Consider the following 23,659-nt stretch of genomic DNA (forward strand, 5'->3'; position numbering starts at 1 on the left):
TCAGGCCCAGCCCCGGGCCCGCAGCTCGCCCTCGCTGAGCCCCAGCGCGTGTCCGACCTCGTGACCCAGCACCTTGAGCACCCGCGGGCCGACCTCCTCCGGGGACGCGCAGACCGCGAGGATCGGGACCCGGAAGAGCGTGATCAGGTCGGGCAGGCTCCCCGGGATCCGGCTCCCGGTCGCCGTGTGCGGCACGCCACGGAACGTGCCGAGCAGCAGGGTGCCGGGCTCGACCTCGTCGCGGTCGGGCTGCTCGCGCACGACGACCGCCATGTCGGCCACCAGCGCCGCGGCCTCGTCGGGCAGCTGGTCGAGGGCGTCGCGCACCAGGTCGTCGAAGGCCTCCGGGCCGATCTCGTCGGGACTCACGGATCGATCCTGCCTCGCGGTGGGTGAGCGGGTGCGTCGCCTAGGGTCTTAGCCTGACCTCGAGGACTTACCCCGCAGCGGTCGGTCAGGACTGATGGCGCTGCAGACCTGGACCCGCGACGTCCACGGCACCACCGTGCACATGAGCGCCGAGCACGAGCTGGAGCCGTGGGTCCAGGTGCTCATGTCCCTGTGGGACGGCGTCCCGCCCGGACTGCTCGTCGACGGCTACACGGTGCGGATCGGGTGGGGACCGCTGCAGCTGCAGGAGCGGCCGGACGGCCTGGTGGTCGCGGCCCCCAGCCACGGCGTCGAGGAGCCGCACTGGCAGGACGACCTGACGACCGACGTACGGGTGTTCGGCTGGCAGCGGGCCCTCGAGGACCGGATCCGACGCAACGGGCCGATGAGCCGCTACGACGAGGTCGTCCTCGTGGAGGACGGGGTCGCCGAGGCCCGATCGGTCGGCGCGCAGCGCTTCGTCGAGCCGGTCCGCGGCGACAGCGGATGGCTGGTGTGGGTCGCCGACGCCGAGGCGCCGCGCCGACCCGTGCGGTCCGTGGCCGTCGAGTCCCTCCTCGTCGTACGACCCTCGGTGCTGCAGCTCCTCGGGCAGCCGGCCGGCACCTTCGCGCTGCTGCAGGACGACGAGGTCACGGCCGTCGTGGGCCCCGACGGTGACGACCTGTGGGGCACGGGCCACGTCCGCGAGGTGCCGGAGCACCCGCTGGTCGCGATGCACCGTGCCGCGGTGGCCTCGCTGCCGGTCGGCACCCCGGCCTGGCGGCTGCAGACCTACGTCGTCGGGGACGGCACCGGGATCGCCGTCGTGCAGGGCGGTCGGGGCGGCGCCACCGCGGTGGCGGCGGCCGACCTCTCCACCCTGGTCAGCGGGTCCCACGAGGACCTCGACACCACCCTCACCCGCTTCCTGGCCGGCGAGCGCACCCACCGGCCGTGACCTCGTGCGGGCAGGGCAGCGGACCGGGCCGCGCGAGCCCTCAGACCGGGCGGCGGTCTCGGTGCGCGTCGTCCCGCAGGTACCAGACGACCCACGTCGCGGGGAACGGGACGGCGACGATCAGGGCAGCGGGCCACCGCATGCCCCGCTTGTGCGCACCGGTGGCAGTCAGCGCGGCCAGGACCAGCGCCACCGCGCAGGGGACGCCGTGCACGAGCACCATCATCATGGACGAAGTATGGCGTGCGCTCGGCGACGGGCCGAAGGTCGACGTTCCGTGGCGTCTGGTGACCCCGGTCCCTCGTGCTCGTCGAGTCGTCCGCCATCCCTGACCCGAGACCAACGCGACCTCCGGAGCTCGGACCTCCCGGTCAGCTCAGGTGGGTCGGGTCGACGTAGCGCTTGGGCTCGTCGCCGCCGTCGGGCGACTCCTCGGTCGCGATGCCCTCGGGCCGTCCCGTGGCAGGCGCGTCGGGGACGGAGGCCACGAGCCGGACCACGACCGACTTGTACGCCGGCTGGTTGCTGCCGACGGCCTTGGCGTCCAGCGAGATCAGCGGGTTGGTCTCGGGGTAGTACGCCGCCGCGCAGCCGCGCGGGGTGTCGTAGGAGACGACCCGGAACCGGCTGACCCGGCGGGTCGAGCCGTCCTCCCACTCGCTGACGATGTCGACGTACTGGCCGTCGCGCAGGCCCTGGGCCTCGATGTCGAGCTGGTTGACGAAGACCACCTGGCGTCCGTCCTTGATGCCGCGGTAGCGGTCGTCGAGGCCGTAGATGACGGTGTTGAACTGGTCGTGGGAGCGCATCGTCTGCAGCAGCAGCCGGCCCTGCGGCACGTGGAGCACCTCGGTGGGGCTGACCGTGAAGTTGGCGCGCCCGGTGTCGGTCTCGAAGGTGCGGGTGTCGCGCGGCGGGTGCGGTAGGACGAACCCGCCCGGCTGGTCGACCTTCTCCTCGTAGCCGGCACAGCCCGGCACCATACGGCCGATCCGGCGCCGGATCTGGCTGTAGTCGCCGCGGAAGTCGTCCCACGGGAGGGCGTGACGGTCGCCGAGGGTCGCCTGGGCCACCGAGCAGATGATGTCGACCTCGGAGCGCAGGTGGTCCGAGGCGGGCTCGAGCGGGCCACGGGAGGCGTGCACCGAGCAGACGGAGTCCTCGACGGTGACCCGCTGGGGGATGCCGCCGGTCAGGTCCTTCTCGCTGCGGCCCAACGGCGGCAGGATCAGCGCCTCGCGGCCGTGCACCACGTGGGACCGGTTGAGCTTGGTCGAGACCTGCACGGTCAGGTCGGCCTTGCGCAGCGCGTCCTCGGTCACGGTGGTGTCGGACATCGCGGCGATGAAGTTGCCGCCCAGCCCGAAGAAGACCTTGGCCTCGTCGTCGCGGAACGCCTTGACGGCGGCCACGGCGTCGTACCCGTGCTCGCGCGGCGGCTCAAACCCGAACTCGTCGCGCAGCGCGTCGAGGAAGTGGGCGGGCGGTCGTTCCCAGATGCCCATGGTGCGGTCACCCTGCACGTTGGAGTGACCGCGTACGGGGAAGAGCCCGGCGCCGGGCTTGCCGATGTTGCCCTGCAGGAACGCGAGGTTGGAGATCTCCTTGACGTTGGCCACGCCGTTGTGGTGCTGGGTGATCCCCATCGCCCAGCAGTAGACGGTCTTGCGCGAGGCCGCGATCATCTCGGCGGCCTCGGTGATCTGCTCACGCGACAGGCCGGTCGAGGCGAGCACGAGGTCCCAGTCGAGGGCGCGCAGGTGCGCGGCGTACTCCTCGAAGCCGTGGGTGTGCTGGGCGATGAAGTCGTGGTCGAGCCTGCCCCACTCGAGCAGCAGCGCGGCGATGGCCTGGAACAGCGCCAGGTCGCCGTTGATGCGCACCGGCAGGTGGAGGTCGGCCATGGCGGTCCCGTGGCCGACCGTGCCCTTGACGGTCTGCGGGTTCTTGAAGCGGGTCAGGCCCGCCTCCTTGAGCGGGTTGATGTCGATGATCCGAGCGCCGTTCTTCTTGGCGATCTCGAGCGCGCTCAGCATCCGCGGGTGGTTGGTGCCCGGGTTCTGCCCGGCGATGACGATCAGCTCGGCCTGGTGGACGTCCTCCAGGGTGACCGAGGCCTTCCCGATGCCGATCACCTCCGCCAGCCCGACGGAGGTCGACTCGTGACACATGTTGGAGCAGTCGGGCAGGTTGTTGGTGCCGTAGGCGCGCACGAAGAGCTGGTAGGCGAACGCCGCCTCGTTGGAGACCTTGCCCGAGGTGTAGAACACCGCCTCGTCCGGCGAGTCGAGGACGGCGAGGTGGGTCCCGATCAGCGCGAACGCGTCGTCCCACGAGATCGGCTCGTAGTGGGTGCCCCCGGCGCGCAGCACCATCGGCTCGGTGATCCGGCCCTGCTGGCCGAGCCAGTAGTCGGTGCGGTCGTGCAGCTCGGCGATCGGGTGGGCGGCGAAGAACGCGGGGCCCGCCTCGCGCAGGGTCGCCTCGTCGGTGACGGCCTTGACGCCGTTCTCGCAGAACTCGGCGCTGTGGCGGTGCTCGGGCGACGGGTCGGGCCAGGCGCAGCCCTGGCAGTCGAACCCGTCGGCCTGGTTGAGCTTGGGCAGCGTCCGCGCCGTGCGCCGCACCCCCATGCCGTCGACGGCACGCTTCATGCTGACCGCCACCGCGGTCGGTCCCGCGGCGTGGTCCTCGGGGTGGGTCACGGTCAGGGTGGACTCGTCGATGTCACTGCGGGGTGCCTTGCGGCTCATGGGGTGCCTTTCGTCGACTCCTGGGTACCCATGGTCGCGAACCTGATCCGGGTTCTGACCACCCGGTCGAGCGGGACCCGCCCACTAACGTGGGGCCGCATGACCCAGCCCGACGTACGACGGGTGCTCGACGACCTCGTCGACGGTGCCCGAGAGGCGCTCGGCGACCGGCTCGTCGGCGCCTACCTCGTCGGCTCGTTCGCGCTCGGGAGTGCCGACGAATGGAGCGACGTCGACTTCGTCGTGGTCACCGACGGCCGGGTCGAGGGTGACGGGCTCGACGCCCTGCGCGCGCTGCACCGGCGGCTGCCCGATGGCGGCGGGTGGGCGTCCCACCTCGAGGGCTCCTACGCCGACCTCGCCGACCTGCGCAGCCCGATGACCCTCGGCCGGCGCTGGTGGTACGTCGACAACGGCTCCCGCGAGCTGGAGCAGTCGGCGCACGACAACACCGCGCACACCCGCTGGCTGCTGCGCGAGCGCGGCGTCGTGCTCACCGGTCCCCCGCCCCGCGACCTCGTCGCCGAGATGGGCGCACCCGCCCTGCGGGCCGAGGCGCTCGGCATCGCTCGGGCTCGCGCCGAGCAGCTCGAGGGCGACCCCTCCTGGTACGACGACGCGTGGTTCCAGCCCGCCTGCGTGCTGACGTCCTGCCGCATCGTCCACACCGCGACGCACGCCGAGGTCACCGGCAAGACCGCTGCCGCACACTGGGCCCTCGAGCACCTCGACCCCGTCCACCGACCGGTGATCGAGGCGGCGCTCGCCGACCGCGCGCACCCCTGGGACCGGGTCCACCGGCAGGCCGACCCGGCCCTGGTCGCGCCCACCCGTGCGCTCGTCTGGGACGTCGTACGACTGGCGGGTCAGGCTGCGCTCGACGCGCGGGACTGAACCGGCCTTGTACGTCACACAACTGCAGGTTGAGCGCAACCGAGTTGGCGACCGCCTCGCGGATCGCGAACGGCGTCGGCAGGTCACTCATCCTGATTGACCGGCACCGAGGGTGTCTGCGATTCGGACTGGTCGTGCTGGCCTCCCTTTCGCTTGCCTCGCTGCGCCTCCTGGGCAACCCGGCGGTCCGCAGCCTTCTGAGCCCTCTCCGCCTTCGCTCCCGCCTTCGCCTGCTCCTGGATGTCGACGTCGTAGATCGGCTCCGCGACCGTCGAGACGTCGAGCCCAGCGAGACGGCCGCGATAGGCCTGGCTGACGTCGTTGGTCACGAGCACGACGTCGCGGCCCGATAGCGTTGCGATGGCAGCGGCACGGTCGACGATCTCGTCGTCCGCAATCGGCAGACGGACGTGGCCGGGCGCGTCGAGCAGGACGTCGAGGTGGATGTCGCCTCTGACGACAAGACCGTCTGGGCCCTCCGCCACGGAACCTCCTCCGACCAGGAAGGACTGCGACGAACCGATCTGCTCCGCGACCCACTTCAACGTCTGGCGCGCTCGATAGCGCGTGTGCTCCTTGGTGTGCTCCTTCAACTCGTCGAGCTCGTCGAGAACGAGCATCGGAAGGACGATGTGGACTGGAACGTCGCGCCACCCGAGGTCGGCGGCCGGATCCCACTCCCACAACTTCGGGCCGTGGATCAGGGCTGAGGTGTCAGGGACGAGGAGTCGACCCCGCGTCCAGCGTGTGTGGGCATCGTCCAGCAGCGCCTTCTCGGCCAGGAGGCGCGCGCTCTGCTCGATGATCTCGGCCTCCACGAGCAACCGGGACATCTCCCAGTTGTCCGAGCTTGATGTCTGGAGCGCCCAGTAGCGCTGCGTAAAGACCACCGCTGAGACCGAGTCGCGAGTGAAGTGGTTCAGCAGCATCCGCTCTGCCCCGAGAGCCCACTTCAGGTACTCCTTGAGCAGGTCCTGGCCCAAGTAACCCCCGGTGCGGACGTTACCTACGGCCGTCTCTTGACGTCCGAGTTCTTCGGCTGCGTAGCGCGGCTGGCTGCCGGGGAGGAGTCTGAGGGTCACGGAACGCTCCTACGGTGGTCGGCGCGGCGCCATGGCCGCCAATGGATGACACCTTGCCCGACAGCACCGACAACCACGGGAAGACGCTGCGCGTGCCACCACGGCTGCCCCCGGGGCCGGGTGGCGGCAGCGGCGGAGACGCGGGCTCTCAGCACAAAGCAGTGGGAGGTTCCACCTGTGTCAACGAGCCGCCAGGCGCCCGCGAACGGGATCGCCTCCGGGCCCTCTCGCGACTGCGCAGGCTCCCGACCGACGAGGACGACGTCGAGATCCAGGCCCGCGGGCGACATAGCTCGACCCGAGGGTCAAACCGTGAGTCGCGACATCTGTCGGCGCCTGCCCCCGCTCCCGGGCACGCACAGACGCCGACAGCTGCTGGTCTCAGCCCTTGCCGAGGGTGCTACCTGCCTTCGACTTGCCCGCCTTCGAGGTGGAACCCGAAGCCAACTTCGTACCTGCCTTCGAGAGCGCGGCCTTGCTCGGCTTGCTGCTGCTCTTCGCCATGATGTTCACCCCCTACCTACGGCTGTCGACTGTCCGAGAACCGCCTTGGCCCTCGATCGGCATCCTGCACCGGACCACCGACAGTCCGTGGTGGCGCGCAAGGTCGCATGCTCATCACGGCGTGCGACCTCCGAGTCAGCCCGGGGCGCAGGCTCGCAGCGACGCACGTCCTGGATCTGCTGTGGTGATGGATCCTGACCGTGGACAAGGAGCGGCTGCCGACAGCCGCCTAGTCGTCTGCGCGGCAACTCGGCAGGCCGGCAGGACCACGAGTGGTGAGCACAGTCCAGGAGGCCCTGGGGCGGGCTCAGACCTCGGTGTCCTCGACCGCGGCACGGGTCGCGTCACCGACCCGGCGCAGCAGCCGCTGGAGCGCGGCGACGTCACGGTCGTGCAGGCCCATCGCGTCGGCGATCTGGCACTGCACGTCGTCGCGGTGCTCCTCGAGCTCGGCACCGACGTCGGTCAGGCGGAGCCGTACGGTGCGCTCGTCGTCGGTGCCGCGGGTGCGGGTCAGCAGGCCGGCGGTCTCCATCCGGCGCAGCAGCGGGGTCAGGGTGCCGTGGTCCAGGCGCAGGGCCTCGGCGACCTCGCGGACAGTGCACTCCTCGCGTCCCCAGAGCAGCACGAGCACGAGGTACTGCGGATAGGTCAGCCCCAGACGACCCAGCACCGGGCGGTACGCCGCGGTGACGGCGCGCTGGGCGGCGTAGAGGTCGAAGCAGAGGAGCTCGTCGAGCTCGGCTGCGCTCGGCGGGAGGGTGGCGGCCATGGACGACACTCTACTCGCCCGCTAGTATCTTGTGCACAAGACAATTGCCGTCCACATCCACCGAAGGAGCACGTCATGCCCACTCGTACCGCTCGCACCGCCTGGAACGGCTCGCTGCAGGAGGGCTCCGGCCAGGTCGAGCTCACCAGCTCGAAGGTCGGCACCTACGAGGTCTCGTTCCCCAAGCGTGCGGCCGACGACGCCGGCGGCACCACGAGCCCCGAGGAGCTGGTCGCCGCCGCCCACTCGTCGTGCTACGCCATGCAGCTCTCGGCGATCATCGCCGAGGCCGGCGGCACCCCGCAGTCGCTCGACGTGCAGGCCGACGTGTCGCTCGGCCCGGACTCCGCCAACGGCGGCTTCAAGCTGACCGGCATCAAGCTCACCGTCGTCGGCGAGGTCGAGGGCCTCGACGAGGCCGGCTTCCAGGAGGCCGCTCAGGCCGCCAAGGCCGGCTGCCCGATCAGCAAGGCGCTCACCGGCGTGGAGATCACGCTCGAGGCGTCGCTCGAGAGCTGATCCCGGGTCCGCTCAGGGCTTGCGAGCGACGACGTAGAGCCGCTCGGTCGACTCACCGCGGCCCGTCACCGGGCCGCGGTGGTACCACTCCACGTCGACGAGACCGGCGGCCTCGACCAGGGCGACCACCTCGGCCGGTCGGTGGAAGACGAAGTCGAGGTCGATCTCGTGGTCGAACCACGAGGTGTGGGTGCGCACCTCGGCGCCTGCGTGCATCGCGAGCACCAGCCACCCGTCGCCGGCCAGCGGTCGCACCAGGGCGTCGAGCGCAGCCGGCAGCTCCGACGCGGCGAGGTGGATCAGGGAGTACCACCCGAGCACCGCGGCCCAGCCCGACCCGTTGATCGGGCGCATCAGCGTGCGCAGGTCGCCGACCTCGTAGACGCCGTCGGGGTAGCGCTCGCGGGCCTGCGCGACCATCTCCGGGGTCAGGTCGATGCCGGTCGCGTCGGCGCCCGCCTCGGCGAGGTAGGCCGTGACGTGGCCGGGTCCCGACCCCACCTCGACGACGGGGTCGGTGCCGGCCCGTGCGGCGACGCGGTCGAGCAGCCAGCGCTCGAAGGGCAGGTCGGCGAGCTCGTCGGTCAGCGCCTCGGCGTACGACGCCGCGACGGCGCCGTACGACGCCCGCACCTTGTCGTCGCGGACGTCCGCGCCGCCGGCGATCACGACGTCGCGGTCGACGGCCGGGGCGGCGCCGGGTGCCACGGCGGTGGCCGGCGTCTCGACCGGTCCGAGCAGATGGATCCAGCGGGCGTCCTGCTCGCGCGGCTGACGGGGCAGCTGCTCGACCAGCGGGTGCTCCCGCCCGGCCATCCGGGCCAGGCAGGCCTCGACGGCGCCGCGGTCGGCGAAGGCGTGCAGCCGCTCGGTCCGGGACCTGAGCGCGCCGGGTGCCTGGGCGCCGCGCAGCAGCAGGACCGTGAGCAGCGCCCGCTCGTCCTCGGCGAGGTCGAGGCGGACCGCCAGGGTCTGGACGTACTTCAGCGTCCGCCGTCCCCGGTCGTCCCACGTCACGGCCACCAGGTCGCGCTGCTTCAGCTCGCGCAACGTGTGGTGGACGACGGTGTCGTCGTAGTCGACGACGGGCTCGCGGCTGCTCGTCTGGTTGCAGGCCGAGCGCACCGCGTTGACCGTCATCGGGTAGGTCGAGGGGACCGTCACCTCCTTCTCCAGGAGGCTGCCGAGGACCCGCTGCTCCTCGGCCGTCAGCACGGGGAGCCCGGTCGGTCCGCTGGTCTCACTCACGTGGCCCGACCCTAGATGAGGTTGCGCAACCGGTCGAGGAGCGAGTCCTTGACGGCGTCGGTGACGGCCTTCTCGACCTGTCGGTTGAGGTCGTCCTGGTCGTCGAGGTTGCCCAGCAGCTCACGCAGGTCGAGGTCGTCGATGGCCCGGATCAGCACGTCGTCGGTCTTGAGCGCGCCGTCGACCACCTTGTCGGGCAGGGCGCGGATCGCGGCCTTCAGGAACCGGTTGAGGTCGGCGTCCTCGAGCGCCTCGTCGGCCAGGTCGGAGGCGGGCGGGAGCGTCCCGTCCCGCTTCATCCGTCGTACGGCGTCCTCGAGGCCCTCCCGCAGCGCGTCGACCTGCGCGTCGCTGCGCTCGCCGGGCTGGGCGAGCTCGAGGGTCAGCGCCTCGCGGCTCACCCCGAGCCGACACGCGGCGCCGTCGACGCCGAGCAGGACCAGACGCTCGGTGAGCCCCTCGATGCCCTCGGCCTGCGAGGTGACGCCGCGCTCGACGCACGCGTCGGCCGGGCGCAGCGGCTCGAACTCGCCACCCCCCTTGTCCAGCTGTACGCCGAGCACGCCGGCCACCAGGACCAGCGCGAGCACCGGCAGACCAAGGACGCGCATCACCCCGGCCGGCCGGCCACCGGCCGGTCTCACCGTCGGCGGCGGACCCGACGGCGGCGGACCGAGCGGCACGCCGGTCACGACGCCACCCGCCGACGGGTGGAGGCCGCCCCGGACACCGCACCCGTCGCCGCACCCGCCACCGAGGTGAGGACCACGACGAGCAGGGCGAGCAGCGCCAGCCCGCCACCGATGAGGAACGAGTCCCGGAAGGCGTGGGTGGCGGCGCGCTCGAGCTGCTCGTCGAGCTGTACCTCGAGCCGGTCTGCGGCCGGCTGCTGCGCGGGCGCCAGGTCGAGCGAGTCGAAGGCGGGACCCAGGTCCGGGACCCGTCCCCGCTCCCCCACCAGCGCATCGCCGAGCGCCTTGGCGATGGCGATCTTGTCCTGCGGCGGCAGCGGCGCGTCGAGCACCAGCGAGGTGATCGCGACCTCTGCGGGCTCCTGGGCGTCCATCAGGTCGGCGGTGAAGACAGGCGTCAGGACGACCAGCCCGACCACCACCCCGAGGTGCCGCGCGCCGATGGTCCACGCGGCGTGCCGGACCCGGGGCAGCCGCAGGTGCATGGCCTGCGAGGTGAGCTGGTCGACGGTGAGCCCGAGCCCGAGCCCCACCAACGCCTGGGGCGCGATCGTCCAGGCGAGGTCGGCCGACGGCGGGAGCGCGAGTCCCGCGAGCCCGCCGGCGACCAGGAAGCAGCCGACCGCGATCTCGACGTCGGGCGGCGTACGCAGCAGGCGCACGAGCGGGCGGGCCGCCAGCGCCGCGACCGGGACGACCGAGACGGTCAGCGCCGCCTGGCCCGGGGAGTGCCGCCAGCCCTCGACGAGCAGCAGCACCAGCAGGAACAGCGCCGCCGTGAGGGCCGCCGACATCAGCGCCAGGGTGATGTTGGGCAGCAGGGCCGGGCGGTGGCGGTCCGGCTCGGCGGGGGGTACGGCGCGGGCGCGCAGGGCCGCCGGGACCGCGAGCACCGCGAACGGCACCTGCACCACGAAGATCGCCTGCCACGAGAACGCCTCGGTGAGCAGGCCTCCGGCGAAGGGGCCGGCGGCCGTGCCGACGACGCCCGCGGTCACCCAGGTCGCGACGCCGCGACGCTCGCCGCGCTCGGCGACCAGGAGCTCCAGGCACCCGACCACCGCCCACGCGCCACCGAGCGCCTGCAGGCACCGGGCCGTGATCAGCACCTCGATGGAGCCGGCCGCCGCGCACCACGCGGAGGCGCCGGCGAACAGCGCGATGCCCAGCGCCGTCAGCACCCGGGGCTGGGCCCGCGCGAAGCTCATCGCCGTGGGCACCGCGGCGAGCCCGAGCACGAGGTTGAAGGAGATCAGCACCCAGGCGACCTCGGTCACCGAGGCGTCGAGGTGGAGCACGATGTCGGGCAGCGCGAGCGTGACCACCGCCGAGTCCGCGAGCACCAGCGCCACGGTCACGGCGAGGAGGGGGGCCACGGCACGACGCACCGGTTCATCCAACCAGTCATGCCTAGCCGAGGTCGGCGAGCACCTCGGCGATCGTCCGCAGCCCGCGCTGCGCGAACGCCGGCACGCTCTCCCAGTAGTACGGGATCCCGGTCAGCGCCGGACCGAGCGCCCAGCCCCGGCCACGGCGCCAGGTGTCCTGGTCGAGGTCGACTCCCTCACGGAACGCGTCGCGCTCCCCCGGCGGCAGCACGGTCCAGTAGGGCTGCAGGTCCGGCGCCGGGTCGCCGACGCCGAGAGCGCCGTAGTCGATGACCGCGCTGAGGCGCCGCGCCTGCTCTCCCTCCCCGTCGCCGGAGACCAGCAGGTTGCCGGGCAGCAGGTCGCCGTGCAGCCAGACCGGGTCGTGGGGCCAGTCCGGTGCGGCGACGCAGTCGTCCCAGGCCTCGCTGACCGCGGCCCGGTCGATCCGGTCGCCGCACGCCTCGATCGCCTCGCGCACGGCCTCGTCCCACTCGCGGACGGGTGCGCCGCGGGCGCCGTCGGTCTTGCGCGGGGCGCCGCTGGTGTCGACCGACCGCAGCGCCACGACGTACGCCGCCAGGTCGGCGCCGAGGCCGACCAACGCGGGGTCCCCCGCGACGGGAGGCGCGCCCGGCAGCCACGGCACCACCGACCAGGGCCACGGGTAGCCCTCGCCGGGCTCGCCCTGCGCGAGCGGGACGGGTGTGGCGACCGGCAGATACGGCGCCAGCACCGGCAGCCACCGGGCGTCGCTCGCGGCCTGCTCGACGGCCCAGGGGGCGCGGGGCATCCGCGCGACGAGGTCGTCGCCGCTCCCGTCGCCCAGCCGGAACAGCACGTGGTCGGTGCCGAAGTCGTCGACCGGCGTCACCGTCAGGTGGGCCCACTGCGGGTGCTGGGCGGCGAGGAGACGGCGCACCTGGTCGGCGGTCGCGACCACCTCGCCCTCGTGCACGCGCCGAGACTAGAGCAGGAACGGATGGCACCCCTGCGGGTGGAAGGCTCGGCGCTCAGGCGAGCAACCCTTGCCCGATGGCCGACACCACGCCGCTCGCCCCGTTGCAGGGGATCCACCACGTCCGCGTCACCGTGACCGACATCCAGCGCTCCAAGGACTTCTACTCCACCGTCTTCGGCGCCGACCCCGCGATCGACGCGACGGACAAGATCGACGAGGAGGGCGCCACCGAGGACCCGAAGCGGTTCTTCGGCGGCTGCATCTTCCAGGTCGAGGGCCAGCTGTTCGGGCTCCGACCGGTGGCCCGGACGGGCGACCGGTTCGACTCCACCAGGGTCGGGCTCGACCACGTGTCCTTCGGCGTCCCGACCAAGGCCGACCTGGCCGCCGCCGCGCAGCGGCTCGACGCCGCCGGGGTCGTCAACGGCGGCGTGCTGTCGCTCGAGGGCAGCGGCATGTCGATCCTGTCCTTCCAGGACCCCGACGACATCAACCTGGAGCTGGTGGCTCCCGAGGAGTGACCAGCGGCGTCACCGTGCCGGCGTCGGGGTCCCACCGGCGCAGGGCCGTCAGCACCATCACCGCGTCACCGGTGCCCACGACCTCGACCGCCCGCGGCAGGTCGGCGCGCGGGAGGCGACGGGCGAGGGTCAGGTGCGGCAGCCACCCGGGGTGCTGGTGACCCGTCGTCGCGGCCCGCAGGTCGAGCACGGCCCGCAGCACCGCGTCGTCCACGTCGACGACCCGAGCGAGGGTCAGCCGCTCGCCGCCGAAGACCGCGAGGCCCGACGCCCGCACCTCGATCGGCAGCAGCGGACCGATCAGCTCGACCGCCCGTGCCTCGGCGGTCGCGTCGATCGACGGCACCGCGATCACCGTGACGTGGGGCGTGTTGGTGGCACCCGCGTGGTCGAGCATCGACGGCAGGCCGGCGTCGCGCAGGGCCTGCCACTGCCGTCGTACGGCGGCCTCGCCGGCGGCGTCGAGCAGCAGCTCGAGGCTGTGCAGGCGCGGCATCAGCCGGTCCCCCTCGTGCGCGCGCTCACGTCAACCACACCGCCGCCCGCTCGGAGTGCGCCGCCCTCTTGGCGGCCGTCATCCGGTCGTGGGCGCTGGTGACGAACTGCGAGCGGCCGTTGGCGTCGAACACGTCGCGGTGGTCACCGACGAAGGTCCAGTAGAGGGCGTCCCAGTCGTCCTGCCAGTCGGTCCCCCACCCGGCCGATCCGTAGTCGCTCATCTTGCGCAGGTAGTTGCTGCCCGAGACGTAGGGCTTGGTGGTGATCGAGGCGCCGGTCGCGAACTGGCTCATCGCATAGGTGTTGGGCACCATCACCCAGTCGTAGGCGTCGACGAACATCTCCATGAACCACTCGTAGACCGCGTCCGGGTCGGTGCGCAACAGGCACATGGCGTTGCCGAGCACCATCAGCCGCTCGATGTGGTGGGCGTAGCCGTGCTCGAGGACGCGGTCGACGACGTGGTCGACCGGCGCGAGCCCGGTCTCGGCCGTCCACCAGCCCTCCGCGAGCGGACGGGTGTGGGTCAGGTGGTTGCGGCTGCGCATCCCCCGGCCCTGGGTGACGTACGTCGCCCGCATGTACTCGCGCCACCCGATGACCTGGCGCACGAACCCCTCCACGCTCGCCAGCGGTACGCCGTCCTGGTCGCCGACCTCGAGCGCGCGGTCGAGCACGTGCTGCGGCGAGAGCAGCCCGACGTTGAGGCCGGGGGTCAGCAGGGAGTGGAAGACGAACGGGTGCTCGACGGAGAGCGCGTCCTCGTAGGGACCGAACTCGTGGAAGCGCTCGGCCAGGAACCGCTCGAGCCCCGCCTCGGCCTCCCCGTGGGTCGTCGGCCACGCGAACGACGCCGCACGACCGGGATTGTCGGGGAAGGCGCGCCCGACCCACTCGACGGCCTCGGCGACCGCGTCGTCGCGATCCGGGACGGCGAGGACGGCAGGGGCCGGCACGGGGTGGGCCTTCGGCAGCTTCTTGCGGTTGTCCTCGTCGTACGACCAGCGCCCGCCCACCGGCCGGTCGCCGTCCATGAGGACGTCGAGCCGGCGCCGCTGGTACTCGTAGAACGCGCTCATCCGCGAGCGCCGTCCGGTGAAGAAGTCCGCGACCTGGGCGCGGGTGGTGAGGAAGTTCGGGGTCTCCAGCACGTCGTCGGACCGCAGGTCGTAGCCGCCGTCGGCCAGGGCTGCGGTCAGGTCCTGCGAGAGCCAGTCGTCGACGACGTCGTGGACGGTGACCTGGCTCGGCGCGAGCCGCCGCACGACCCGCGCCAGGGCCGCGCGCGACGTCGTACGGCCGTCGGTCTCGACCACCTCGACGTCGAACCCGGCCTCGCGCAGGCGGGCTGCGAACCGCCGCATGCTCGCGCGGTGCAGGACCAGCTTCTGCACGTGGAAGCGGTACTGGCGGAACAGCAGGTCGTGCTCGACCAGCACGAACGTCGTCCCGGGCTCGGCATCGAGGTGCTCCTCGAACAGCTGGTGCGGCAGGACCAGGCGGACGTGTCGCTGTGTGGTCGCCGCCATGAACCCAACCTAGACAGCACGGCAGACCTCTAGATTCACCCCATGAGTCTCCTGTCGTCCTGGACCCACGGCGCGCACACCGACGCCGACGGCACCACCCACCCGACCTACCGCAAGGGCACCGGGCCGGGCGTCGTCGTCATCCACGAGATCCCGGGACTGACCCCGCAGGTGATCGGCTTCGCCGAGGAGGTGGTCGCCGCCGGCTTCACCGTGGTGCTCCCCCACCTGTTCGGCAGGCCTGAGACGGGGATGGGCCCCCTGGCCATCGCCGGCGCCCTGCGGCAGGTCTGCGTGAGCAAGGAGTTCACCAAGCTCGCCACCCGCGAGACCAGCCCGGTCGCCGGCTGGCTGCGCAGCCTGGCCCGCGAGCTGCACGCCGAGCTCGGCGGACCGGGTGTCGGGGCTCTCGGCATGTGCTTCACCGGCGGCTTCGCGCTGGCCATGATGGTCGACGACGCCGTGGCCGCGCCGGTGCTGTGCCAGCCGTCGGCGCCCTTCGCGATCGGCAGGGCCCGCGGGCGCGACCTCAACCTCTCCGACGCCGACCTCGCCACGGTCAAGGAGCGCGCGGCCGGAGGCTGCCAGGTCCTGGGCCTGCAGTACGACAAGGACGCGGCGACCGGCACCCGCTTCGACCGGCTGAGCAGCGAGATCGGCGAGGCGTTCATCCGGGTCGAGTTCCCCGGGCGCAAGCACTCGACCGTCACCGCCCACCGCCAGCAGGAGGGCGTCGACCGGGTCCTGGCGTTCTTCACCGACAAGCTCGTGGGTCAGCGATGAGGGTCGATGCCGTCCGCGCCCAGCGGGTCCTGGTCGGCGACTCCTTCGTCCCGGCGACCCTCGCGCTGCGCGGCGAGCGGATCGCGTCGATCGAGTCCTTCGACCACGACGTCGACGGCGTGGTCCTGCAGGTGCCCGAAACGGCGTACGTCGTGCCGGGCGTGGTCGACACCCACGTCCACATCAACGAGCCCGGGCGCACCGAGTGGGAGGGGTTCGTCTCCGCGACCGAGGCGGCGGCCCTCGGCGGCGCGACCACCCTGGTCGACATGCCGCTCAACTCGGTGCCGCCGACGACCACCCTGGCCGGACTGAAGGCCAAGCAGGAGGCCGCGGCCGGCGAGCTCATGGTCGACGTCGGCTTCTGGGGTGGCGCCGTGCCCGGCAACGTGGCCGACCTCGAGCCGCTGTGGGACGCCGGGGTGTTCGGCTTCAAGTGCTTCCTGTCGCCGTCGGGCGTCGAGGAGTTCCCGCCCCTCGACCCGGCCCAGTTCCTCGAGGCCCTCACCGAGGTCGCCCGCTTCGACGGGCTGATGATCGTGCACGCCGAGGACGCCGCGGTGCTCGAGGCGGCGCCCGCGCCCTCCAGCCGGGCGTACGCCGACTTCCTGCTGTCGCGCCCTGACGAGTCCGAGCGGGCCGCGATCCGCCAGGTGCTCGACGGCGCTCGCGAGACCGGCGCCCGGGTGCACGTGCTGCACCTGTCGAGCGCGCGGGCTCTCGACCTGATCGCCGACGCGCGCGCCGAGGGGCTGCGGGTCACGGTCGAGACCTGCCCGCACTACCTGTGCTTCGCGGCCGAGACCATCCCCGACGCCGCACCGCAGTTCAAGTGCTGCCCGCCGATCCGTGACCGCGGCAACCGCGAGGAGCTCTGGTCGGCGCTGCGGGCCGGCGTCATCGACACCATCGTCAGCGACCACTCCCCCGCGACCGCGGAGGAGAAGAACCGCGGCGACGGCGACCTCCAGCAGGCCTGGGGCGGCGTCTCGGGTCTCCAGGTCGGCTTCTCCGCGGTCGCCCAGGAGGCGCGGCGCCGCGGCATCCCGCTCGCCCAGGTCAGCCGCTGGATGTCACGCCACACCGCCGACCTGGTCGGCCTGGGTCACAAGGGACGCATCGAGGTCGGTGCCGACGCCGACCTGGCCGTCTACGACACCGGCGTCACCTTCCGCATCGAGGCGACCCGCCTGGCCCACCGCAACCCGATCTCGGCGTACGACGGCCTCACCTACGGCGGCCGCGTCACCCGCTCCGTGGTGCGCGGCAACGCGATCGACGTCGAGCGCCCCGACCACGACTGGGGGCGCCAGCTGCGGCGTCCGGGGTCCTGAGCCGCCGGGCACGGCCGGATGTTACTGACCGTTCGGACTTCTGACCTGCGCGTTGAAGCGCATGGCAGAAGTCCGAACGGTCGGTAACAAGCGGCCGTCAGGGCAGCCGGCCGCGCAGCCCCCGACCGATCTCGGGCACGATGTCGTGGGTGCCGGGGACACCCAGGTCGACCACGTCACCCAGCGCCACGACGCCGCCCTCGAGCACCCGGAGGACCGAGCCGCCGCGGTGCCGTAGGGCGTCCTGGGCGCCGGGTCCGATCGTGTCGTCGAGCAGCTTGCACGGGGCCGCGACGCGCACGACCTGGAGCAGCACGGGCCCGACCCGGACCAGCGCGCCCGGCTCGCGGGGTACGACGCCGTGGTCGATCGTGAGGTTGCGGCGGGTGAGTCCGGGAGCCACGTTGGAGCCGTGCAGGACGGCGGCCTCGGCCAGCGCGTCGAGGCTCTGCAGCGTGACGTGGCGGTGGCGGGTGCCGTGGTAGCGGTCACCGACGATGCCCTTGCCGGCCTCGACGTCGACCCGCTCGACCGCCCGCATCGGCAGCCGGGTCGCCTTGGCGACGTGGATCGCGACGACGGTCGGCACCCCCTCATCCCACCAGGGCCAGGCAAGCCAGCGAGACCGACCAGGAGACGAAGCTGCCGACGAGGAAGTACTCGGTCACCTCGTGGATGCCCGGGCCCGGGGTCCCGTCGGCTCGCGCGGACTGCAGCTCGGGGAAGCGCAGCAACCCCTTGGCGGCGATCACGATGCTGGCCGCGGTGACCTCGCCGGCCAGCCCGAGCCCGACGATGAACAGCCGCTCGAGCGGCCCGAGGATGCGTCCGCCCTTGAGCGCGCCGGCCGGGGCCTGACCGGACGTGCTGCGCAGCGGGTGGCCGGTGCCGGTGGCCCCGAGCACGAGCCGCACCACCACGTTGCCGGTGGACAGCTGCACCAGCAGCACCCCGAGCACGACCAGGGCACGGTCGGGGGCGACGCCGGCGAGCAGCGGCAGCGCGGTGGCCTCCAGCCAGTCGCCGAGCGGGCCTCCCGCCTCAGGGGCGGCGCCGGAGGCGAGCAGGGTGCCGGCGACGGCCACCCCGAGCACCGCCAGCGTCAGCCGGTAGCGGCGCCGCGCGAAGCCCAGGGTCACGCTCTCGCCGCAGACGGCCACCACGACCGCGAGCACCAGGACCCCGACGACGTCGGCGCCGGTCAGGCCGGCCAGCAGGCCCAGGGCGACGACGACCAGCGATCCGACGCCCTCGGCGATCCGTCCGCGCCGGGGCGAGGAGGGCAGCATCGAGAACACCAGGTCGCTCACTCCGAGCCCGATCAGCAGCAGCCCCACCCAGCTCACGGCAACAGCTCCATCCATCGGCTCATGGTCACGACGACACCGATGCCGTCGCGGCGGACGCGCTGGGAGACCGCGGAGGCCGACACACCCGCCTCCTCGGCCAGCTCCCGCTGCGACCGCCCGCCCAGCAGACCACGCAGCACCGACAACGAGCGCGCGTCGAGCCGCCCGACCAGCTCGTCGCGGGCCAGCAGAGCCGCCTCGACCGCGGGCGCGGCCGGGTCGCCCGCCGGGTCGCCCGCCGGGTCGTCGCTCCCGACCGAGCGGTACGCCGTCCGGGCGGTCCGGGTGACCGCGCTCGCCTCCAGATCCGCGACGGCCTCGATGGCCGCGCGGGCCGCCCACCAGCCCGGTCCGTCCTCGATGGCGCGGTCGTGGTCGAGGACCGTGGCGGGGCCGCGGCCGAGACCGTGGCGCACGTCGTGGTCGGGCAGCAGCGCGACACGCACCGCCAGGGTCACCGCGACGGCCGCACCGAGGGAGGCCACGGTGCCCTGGTACTCGTCGCCGACCGTGATCCGCAGGTCGGCGTCCCACCGGTCGTTGGCCTCGGCCAGCACCCGGCTGAGACGCTGGTGCAGGCCGAGGCGGTCCTCGACCCCGCGAGAGCCGACGACGTCGCCGATGATCCGGACCACCATAAGAAGACCATACCTTCATTCTGGCCGAATGAAGCGATCTTCTTCACCTAGGCGCTGAGGATCAGCCCGCTGGTCGGCACCCCGGTCCCGGCGGTGACCAGGACGTGGGAGTCGGCGGCGGCCGCGACCGGGTTGACCGAGGTGCCGCGGACCTGCCGCACGCCCTCGGCGATGCCGTTCATGCCGTGGATGTAGGCCTCCCCGAGCTGGCCGCCGTGGGTGTTGAGCGGCAGCCGGCCCCCGACCTCGATCGCCCCGCCGGCGACGAAGCCGGGCGCCTCCCCGCGACCGCAGAAGCCCAGCTCCTCGAGCTGCATGAGCACGTAAGGCGTGAAGTGGTCGTAGAGGATCGCCATCGGCATGTCGGCCGGCGTCAGCCCCGACTGGCGCCACAGCTCGCGGCCCACGACGCCCATCTCGGGGATCCCGATGTCGTCGCGGTAGTAGGACGTCATCACGAACTGGTCGCGCCCGCTCCCCTGGGCCGCGGCGGCGACGTACGCCGGCTTCTGCCGCAGGTCGCGGGCGCGCTCGGCCGAGACGATCACCAGGGCGACGGCGCCGTCGCTCTCCTGGCAGCAGTCGAGGAGGTGGAGCGGGTCGACGATCATGCGGGACGCCTGGTGGTCCTCGATCGTGATCGGCCGGCCGTGGAAGAACGCGTGCGGGTTGGTGGCCGCGTGCCGACGGTCGGCCACGGCGACGGCACCGAAGTCGGCCGAGGTGGCGCCGTACTCGTGCATGTAGCGACGCGCCTGCATGGCCACCGTCGCCGCGGGCGTGCCGAGACCGAACGGGTAGGACCAAGCGTTGTCGAGCCCGTTGGTGTTGACCTGCGTCGCGGCCGCCACCGAGAACTGGCCGAAGCGGCTCTCGGAGCGCTCGTTGAAGCCCCGGTAGGCCACGACCACGTCGGCCACCCCGGTCGCCACCGCCATCGCCGCCTGCTGCACCGTCGCGCACGCCCCACCGCCGCCGAAGTTGATCCGGCTGAAGAACCGCAGCTCCGGTACGCCGAGCTCGCGGGCCACCGCGATCTCCGAGGACGTGTCCATCGTGAAGGTGGTCAGGCCGTCGACGTCGGCGGCGGTCAGCCCACAGTCGGCGAGTGCTGCGCGCACGGCCTCGACCGACAGCTGCAGCTCCGAGCGGCCCGAGGCCTTGGAGAACTCCGTCGCGCCGATGCCGGCGATCGCGGCCTTGCCGGACAGCCCGCTCACGCGCGCACCCCGGACCGAGTGGTCTCGAGACGGTTGCTAGCGCAACCTCCTCGACCACCGTTGGTCGAGGAAGGCGCGCTAGCGCCTGTCTCGAGACCACCTGACGTCCTCATACCGCCACCGTGACGGTGCCGGTGACGTGGTCGCCCAGCGACACCCGGCCGACGACGGCGATCGTCGCGACCCCGTCCTCGACACCCGTGACCTCGCCGGTGAAGCTGAGCGTGTCGTAGGGGTAGGCAGGCGCCCCGAGGCGGATGGCGATGCCCGTGAGCCGGGCGTCGTGGCCGACCCAGTCGACGACGTACTTCTCGACCAGGGCGTTGCTGGTCAGGATGTTCATGAAGATGTCCTTCGAACCGGCGGCCTGGGCGACGTCGCGGTCGTGGTGGACGTCCTGCCAGTCACGGGTGGCGAGAGCGGTGCTCACGATCGTGGTCGGCGTCATCGGCAGGCTCCACTCGGGGATCGCCTGACCGGGCTCCAGCGTGCGCATCAGGCCTTCCTCCAGATCGGGAGAGTGAGCTCGTCGTCGACGCGGTCGAACTCCACGCGGACGCGGTCGCCGATCGCCAGGTCGTCGACCCCGGCGACCTCGCCGATCATCCGCACGCCCTCGTCGAGGTCGACCAGCGCGATCACGATCGGCAGCTCCTTGCCGGGGACCGGCGGGTGCCGGTGAACGACGTAGGAGAAGACGGTGCCCTCGCCCGAGGCGACCTCGAAGCCACGGTCGTAGGCGTCGCACGACTGGCAGGCGGGGCCGGGCGGGAACCGCTTGGCCCCGCAGGCGTTGCAGACCTGGATGCGGAGCTCGCCGGCTCGGGTGCCGTCCCAGAAGAACTGAGAGTCGCGGTTGACCATCGGGCGCACAGCCATCAGCCACGCTCCTTCGGCACGAACTTGAGGACGCGGAAGAGCATCGTCGCCACTCGCTCCTCACCGACGTACCAGGTGTTGCGCGACGTCACGAAGTAGCCGGTGCCCATCGCGGTGCTCTTGGGCCCGACCACGGAGTCGAGCGCGCTGGTGACCCGCACGTCTTCGCCGACGCGCAGGTAGCGGTCGTAGGTCTGCTCGCAGTTGGTGCCGAGCACGGCGGTGAACCCCTCGGCGGTGAGGAACTCCGTCATCCGGCTCAGCGGGTCCTCGGGTGGGCGCCTGCGCCCCAGGCCCGGCATCGTCCAGACCTGGGCCATCGACGGCGGTGCCTCGCCCTGCCGGAACCTGTCGTTGTCGTAGCCCATGGCGTCGAGCCAGGTGCCGATGGTGGCCTGGTTGACGGCGTACGGCGCGCGCGACTCCGAGGCCTCGCCGAGCGCCTGGATGCGCTCGGCCTCGGCCATGATCCGCTCGTGGGAGCTCACCGCGGCACTCGCGGGAGGCCCAGCCCGAACATCGCGATGAGCTCGCGCTGCACCTCCTGTACGCCGCCGCCGAAGGTCAGCACCAGGTTGCGCTTGGCCTGGTCGTCGAGGTATCGGAGCAGTGCTCTCGTCTCCTCGTCGGCCGGGTCTCCGTAGCGCTGCACGACGGCGACGAGGTCGGCGGAGAGGTGCTGCACCTGGTCGGCCGCGAAGACCTTGGACGACGACGCGTCGCCCACGGAGATCTCGCCGACGGCCGCCGCGCGGGCGACCTCCCAGTTGAGCAGCTCGTTGACGCGGAAGACCGCGGTGACCCGGCCGAGCACGTCGCGGACGTCGGGGCGGTCGACGGCGCCCGCCTTGGTGGCCCAGTCGACGATCCGGTCGCGCAGGCCCTCGATCCGGCCGGCCGGGCCGAGCATGACGCGCTCGTGGTTGAGCTGGGTGGTGATCAGCTTCCACCCGTGGTTCTCCTCGCCGACCAGCATGTCGACGGGGACGCGGACGTCGTTGTAGTAGGTCGCGTTGGTGTGGTGCGCCCCGTCGGCGGTGATGATCGGCGTGAACGAGTAGCCCGGGTCGGTGGTGTCGACGATCAGGATCGAGATGCCCTTGTGCTTCGGGGCGTCGGGATCGGTGCGCACAGCGAGCCAGACGAAGTCGGCCTGGTGCCCGCCGGTGGTCCACATCTTCTGGCCGTTGACGACGTAGTGGTCGCCGTCGCGCCGGGCCGTCGTGCGCAGCGCGGCCAGGTCGGTGCCGGCGTCGGGCTCGCTGTAGCCGATCGCGAAGTGGACGTCGCCGGCCAGGACCCGCCGCAGGAACAGGTCCTTCTGCTTCGGCGTGCCGTGCCGGATCAGCGTCGGGCCCACCGTCTGCAGGGTGACCGCCGGCAGGTGCACGTCGGCGTGCTGGGCCTCGTTGGCGAAGATCGTCTGCTCGATCTCGCCGAGCCCGTGGCCGCCGTACTCCTGGGGCCAGCCGATCCCCATCCAGCCGTCGGCGCCCATCTGACGGATCGTCCGCTGGTAGACCTCGCCGTGCCGGTCCTGGCTCATCTCGTCGTGCTCGTCGTGGGAGGCGAGCCCGTGGAAGTAGCTGCGGATCTCGGCCTTGAGCGCACGCTGGTCGGCGGTGAGCTCGAGGTTCTTGGCGGTGGGGTCCTCGACCAGCACGTCGCCCGGCAGGGTGCCGAGGGCGTGGGCGATGTCGACGACCCAGGAGTAGTAGTGGTGCAGCGGATAGGTCGTGTCGACGCCCATGCCGCCGTGCAGGTGGTGACAGGTCCGCAGCGCCTTCGGCGCCTCGGTGCACGCCCAGTACGCCGACACGGCGAGGTCGTCGGTGGCGTCGAGCCCCTCGCGCACGCGCCACGCAGCGTTGTCGGCGGCGAGGTCGAGGGTCCGGGAGGCGATGTAGAGGTCGGCGGCCTGCATGGCGACGGCCTGGAACTGCGCCAGCGCCCGACCGAACTGCTCGCGACCCTTGACGTAGTCGGCCGTCAGGTCGACCGCGCCCCTGACGACGCCGGCCGCCAGCAGGGCCAGACCGGCCACGGCGTGCTCGACGAGCACCCGTGCCGCCGTACCGCTGCCGGGTCCGTCCGCCGCACCGAGGAGCTCGGCGGGCGCGCCGTCGAGGACGACGGTGTGCTGGGTGATCCGGGCCGAGGAGCCCGACTCGACCAGGGTGACGCCGGGTCCGGCCGGGTCGACGAGGACGACGACGTCGCGCCCGTCGACGCCACCCTCGCGGACGGTGAGCAGGAGCCGGTGGGCGGTGCTCGCGTAGGAGACGCCGATCTTGCGGCCGGTGACGGTGCCGCCGGCGTACCAGGTCTCGGGGCGCTCGGTGATCGTGCGTCCTACCTCGCGCAGGGCGGGGGCCAGCACGACGTCGCCGGTGGCGACCCCGGGCAGCAGGGCGGCCTGCTGCTCGTCGGTACCGACGGCGGCGACGGTCAGGACACCGCAGCACAGCGTCTCCCAGACGGGCAGGTGGGCCGCGCGGGCGCCGGTCTCGCGCAGCAGCACGGCGACCTCGTCGAGGCCGAGCCCCTCGCCGCCGTGGGCCTCGGGGACCGGCACCGACAGCAGCCCTGCCTCGGCCAGGGCCGCCCAGGTCGGCCCCGCCGGCGTCCCCTCGCTGGTCCTGGCGGCCGCCTGGTCGAGCACCGAGGTGATGACCGACCGGACGGCCTCGACCGACTCCTGGTCCGCGGGGGCGTATCCATCGACAGGGCTCACGGACGAAACTGTAACCTGTTCTAGTTCTCGCTGCCACGCCCTGCGCCCAGGA

At 72.5% G+C, this 23,659-nt stretch carries 25 protein-coding genes; 6 read left to right on the forward strand and 19 right to left on the reverse strand.

Going from position 1 to position 23,659, the window contains the following annotated elements; translation table 11 throughout:
• Positions 1–369 (reverse strand): metallopeptidase family protein, encoded by a 369-nt coding sequence (locus tag FJQ56_RS17060; protein WP_140010799.1) that lies wholly within the window; start codon positions 367–369, stop codon positions 1–3.
• Positions 370–463: 94 nt separating this feature from the next.
• On the opposite strand from FJQ56_RS17060, the gene FJQ56_RS17065 reads away from it, so the two are divergent.
• Positions 464–1,330 carry an immunity protein Imm33 domain-containing protein gene (locus FJQ56_RS17065; protein WP_140010800.1) on the forward strand — a complete coding sequence of 289 codons (867 nt, stop codon included), beginning with the start codon at positions 464–466 and terminating at the stop codon, positions 1,328–1,330.
• Positions 1,331–1,370: 40 nt separating this feature from the next.
• On the opposite strand, the gene FJQ56_RS17070 is transcribed toward FJQ56_RS17065, so the two are convergent.
• A complete protein-coding gene (locus FJQ56_RS17070) occupies positions 1,371–1,559 on the reverse strand; it encodes a hypothetical protein (protein ID WP_140010801.1) in 189 nt (62 codons plus the stop codon).
• A 142-nt stretch (positions 1,560–1,701) separates the two neighbouring features.
• Positions 1,702–4,083 (reverse strand): FdhF/YdeP family oxidoreductase, encoded by a 2,382-nt coding sequence (locus FJQ56_RS17075; RefSeq protein ID WP_140010802.1) that lies wholly within the window; start codon positions 4,081–4,083, stop codon positions 1,702–1,704.
• A gap of 99 nt (positions 4,084–4,182) precedes the next feature.
• Here FJQ56_RS17075 and FJQ56_RS17080 point away from each other — a divergent pair, with 99 nt between their 5' ends.
• Positions 4,183–4,977, forward strand: coding sequence for an aminoglycoside adenylyltransferase domain-containing protein (locus FJQ56_RS17080; RefSeq protein ID WP_170215446.1), 795 nt, complete (start codon positions 4,183–4,185; stop codon positions 4,975–4,977).
• A gap of 83 nt (positions 4,978–5,060) precedes the next feature.
• On the opposite strand, the gene FJQ56_RS17085 is transcribed toward FJQ56_RS17080, so the two are convergent.
• Together FJQ56_RS17085 and FJQ56_RS17090 are read right to left on the reverse strand one after the other, a co-directional pair.
• Positions 5,061–6,059, reverse strand: a complete 999-nt coding sequence (locus FJQ56_RS17085) for a PIN domain-containing protein (RefSeq protein WP_140010804.1) — start codon at positions 6,057–6,059, stop codon at positions 5,061–5,063.
• A gap of 811 nt (positions 6,060–6,870) precedes the next feature.
• Positions 6,871–7,335, reverse strand: a complete 465-nt coding sequence (locus FJQ56_RS17090; RefSeq protein ID WP_140010805.1) for a MarR family winged helix-turn-helix transcriptional regulator — start codon at positions 7,333–7,335, stop codon at positions 6,871–6,873.
• A 75-nt stretch (positions 7,336–7,410) separates the two neighbouring features.
• On the opposite strand from FJQ56_RS17090, the gene FJQ56_RS17095 reads away from it, so the two are divergent.
• Positions 7,411–7,854 (forward strand): OsmC family protein, encoded by a 444-nt coding sequence (locus FJQ56_RS17095; protein ID WP_140010806.1) that lies wholly within the window; start codon positions 7,411–7,413, stop codon positions 7,852–7,854.
• A gap of 12 nt (positions 7,855–7,866) precedes the next feature.
• Here the strand turns inward: FJQ56_RS17095 and FJQ56_RS17100 are convergent, their stop codons facing one another.
• From FJQ56_RS17100 to FJQ56_RS17115, 4 genes are read right to left on the reverse strand one after another with little or no spacing between them, the layout of a single operon-like run.
• Positions 7,867–9,102 (reverse strand): DUF480 domain-containing protein, encoded by a 1,236-nt coding sequence (locus tag FJQ56_RS17100; RefSeq protein ID WP_246084219.1) that lies wholly within the window; start codon positions 9,100–9,102, stop codon positions 7,867–7,869.
• Between the two features lie 11 nt (positions 9,103–9,113).
• A complete protein-coding gene (locus tag FJQ56_RS17105) occupies positions 9,114–9,794 on the reverse strand; it encodes a hypothetical protein (protein ID WP_246084220.1) in 681 nt (226 codons plus the stop codon).
• Entirely contained in the window at positions 9,791–11,170 is a 1,380-nt protein-coding gene (locus FJQ56_RS17110; RefSeq protein WP_246084221.1) for an MFS transporter, read from the reverse strand. Before FJQ56_RS17110 ends, FJQ56_RS17105 begins: the two co-directional genes overlap by 4 nt.
• Before the next feature lie 34 nt (positions 11,171–11,204).
• Positions 11,205–12,119, reverse strand: a complete 915-nt coding sequence (locus FJQ56_RS17115; protein WP_140010808.1) for an aminoglycoside phosphotransferase family protein — start codon at positions 12,117–12,119, stop codon at positions 11,205–11,207.
• A 77-nt stretch (positions 12,120–12,196) separates the two neighbouring features.
• Here FJQ56_RS17115 and FJQ56_RS17120 point away from each other — a divergent pair, with 77 nt between their 5' ends.
• The gene (locus FJQ56_RS17120; RefSeq protein ID WP_140010809.1) at positions 12,197–12,643 is read left to right on the forward strand and encodes a VOC family protein; all 447 of its coding nucleotides are present in this window, start codon (positions 12,197–12,199) and stop codon (positions 12,641–12,643) included.
• Here the strand turns inward: FJQ56_RS17120 and FJQ56_RS17125 are convergent.
• Both FJQ56_RS17125 and FJQ56_RS17130 read right to left on the reverse strand, forming a co-directional pair.
• A complete protein-coding gene (locus FJQ56_RS17125; protein WP_140010810.1) occupies positions 12,612–13,139 on the reverse strand; it encodes a 2'-5' RNA ligase family protein in 528 nt (175 codons plus the stop codon). The genes FJQ56_RS17120 and FJQ56_RS17125 overlap by 32 nt on opposite strands.
• A 25-nt stretch (positions 13,140–13,164) precedes the next feature.
• The gene (locus tag FJQ56_RS17130; RefSeq protein ID WP_140010811.1) at positions 13,165–14,670 is read right to left on the reverse strand and encodes a cryptochrome/photolyase family protein; all 1,506 of its coding nucleotides are present in this window, start codon (positions 14,668–14,670) and stop codon (positions 13,165–13,167) included.
• A 42-nt stretch (positions 14,671–14,712) separates the two neighbouring features.
• Here FJQ56_RS17130 and FJQ56_RS17135 point away from each other — a divergent pair, with 42 nt between their 5' ends.
• Together FJQ56_RS17135 and allB are read left to right on the forward strand one after the other, a co-directional pair.
• On the forward strand, positions 14,713–15,453 hold the full coding sequence (locus tag FJQ56_RS17135) for a dienelactone hydrolase family protein (protein ID WP_140010812.1): 741 nt from the start codon (positions 14,713–14,715) through the stop codon (positions 15,451–15,453).
• Positions 15,450–16,787 carry an allantoinase AllB gene (gene allB / locus FJQ56_RS17140; protein ID WP_140010813.1) on the forward strand — a complete coding sequence of 446 codons (1,338 nt, stop codon included), beginning with the start codon at positions 15,450–15,452 and terminating at the stop codon, positions 16,785–16,787. The genes FJQ56_RS17135 and allB overlap by 4 nt, the downstream gene beginning before the upstream one ends.
• 97 nt (positions 16,788–16,884) lie before the next feature.
• On the opposite strand, the gene FJQ56_RS17145 is transcribed toward allB, so the two are convergent.
• The 8 genes from FJQ56_RS17145 to FJQ56_RS17175 all read right to left on the reverse strand — a co-directional run bounded on the left by FJQ56_RS17145 (position 16,885) and on the right by FJQ56_RS17175 (position 23,607).
• Positions 16,885–17,376: an MOSC domain-containing protein gene (locus FJQ56_RS17145; RefSeq protein WP_211351138.1), complete on the reverse strand. Its 492-nt coding sequence runs from the start codon at positions 17,374–17,376 to the stop codon at positions 16,885–16,887.
• Positions 17,377–17,380: 4 nt separating this feature from the next.
• Positions 17,381–18,151 carry a hypothetical protein gene (locus FJQ56_RS17150; RefSeq protein WP_211351139.1) on the reverse strand — a complete coding sequence of 257 codons (771 nt, stop codon included), beginning with the start codon at positions 18,149–18,151 and terminating at the stop codon, positions 17,381–17,383.
• On the reverse strand, positions 18,130–18,774 hold the full coding sequence (locus tag FJQ56_RS17155; RefSeq protein WP_140010814.1) for a SatD family protein: 645 nt from the start codon (positions 18,772–18,774) through the stop codon (positions 18,130–18,132). Before FJQ56_RS17155 ends, FJQ56_RS17150 begins: the two co-directional genes overlap by 22 nt.
• Before the next feature lie 47 nt (positions 18,775–18,821).
• Positions 18,822–19,994, reverse strand: coding sequence for a lipid-transfer protein (locus FJQ56_RS17160; RefSeq protein WP_140010815.1), 1,173 nt, complete (start codon positions 19,992–19,994; stop codon positions 18,822–18,824).
• A 109-nt stretch (positions 19,995–20,103) separates the two neighbouring features.
• Positions 20,104–20,490: a MaoC family dehydratase gene (locus FJQ56_RS17165; RefSeq protein ID WP_140010816.1), complete on the reverse strand. Its 387-nt coding sequence runs from the start codon at positions 20,488–20,490 to the stop codon at positions 20,104–20,106.
• The gene (locus tag FJQ56_RS22240) at positions 20,490–20,873 is read right to left on the reverse strand and encodes a Zn-ribbon domain-containing OB-fold protein (protein WP_170215447.1); all 384 of its coding nucleotides are present in this window, start codon (positions 20,871–20,873) and stop codon (positions 20,490–20,492) included. The genes FJQ56_RS17165 and FJQ56_RS22240 overlap by 1 nt, the downstream gene beginning before the upstream one ends.
• Positions 20,873–21,361 (reverse strand): FAS1-like dehydratase domain-containing protein, encoded by a 489-nt coding sequence (locus tag FJQ56_RS22245; protein ID WP_246084222.1) that lies wholly within the window; start codon positions 21,359–21,361, stop codon positions 20,873–20,875. Before FJQ56_RS22245 ends, FJQ56_RS22240 begins: the two co-directional genes overlap by 1 nt.
• Positions 21,358–23,607 carry an acyl-CoA dehydrogenase family protein gene (locus FJQ56_RS17175; RefSeq protein WP_140010817.1) on the reverse strand — a complete coding sequence of 750 codons (2,250 nt, stop codon included), beginning with the start codon at positions 23,605–23,607 and terminating at the stop codon, positions 21,358–21,360. The genes FJQ56_RS22245 and FJQ56_RS17175 overlap by 4 nt, the downstream gene beginning before the upstream one ends.
• Between the last annotated feature and the right edge of the window lie 52 nt (positions 23,608–23,659).

The sequence above is a fragment of the Nocardioides plantarum genome, assembly GCF_006346395.1.
Taxonomy (GTDB): domain Bacteria; phylum Actinomycetota; class Actinomycetes; order Propionibacteriales; family Nocardioidaceae; genus Nocardioides; species Nocardioides plantarum.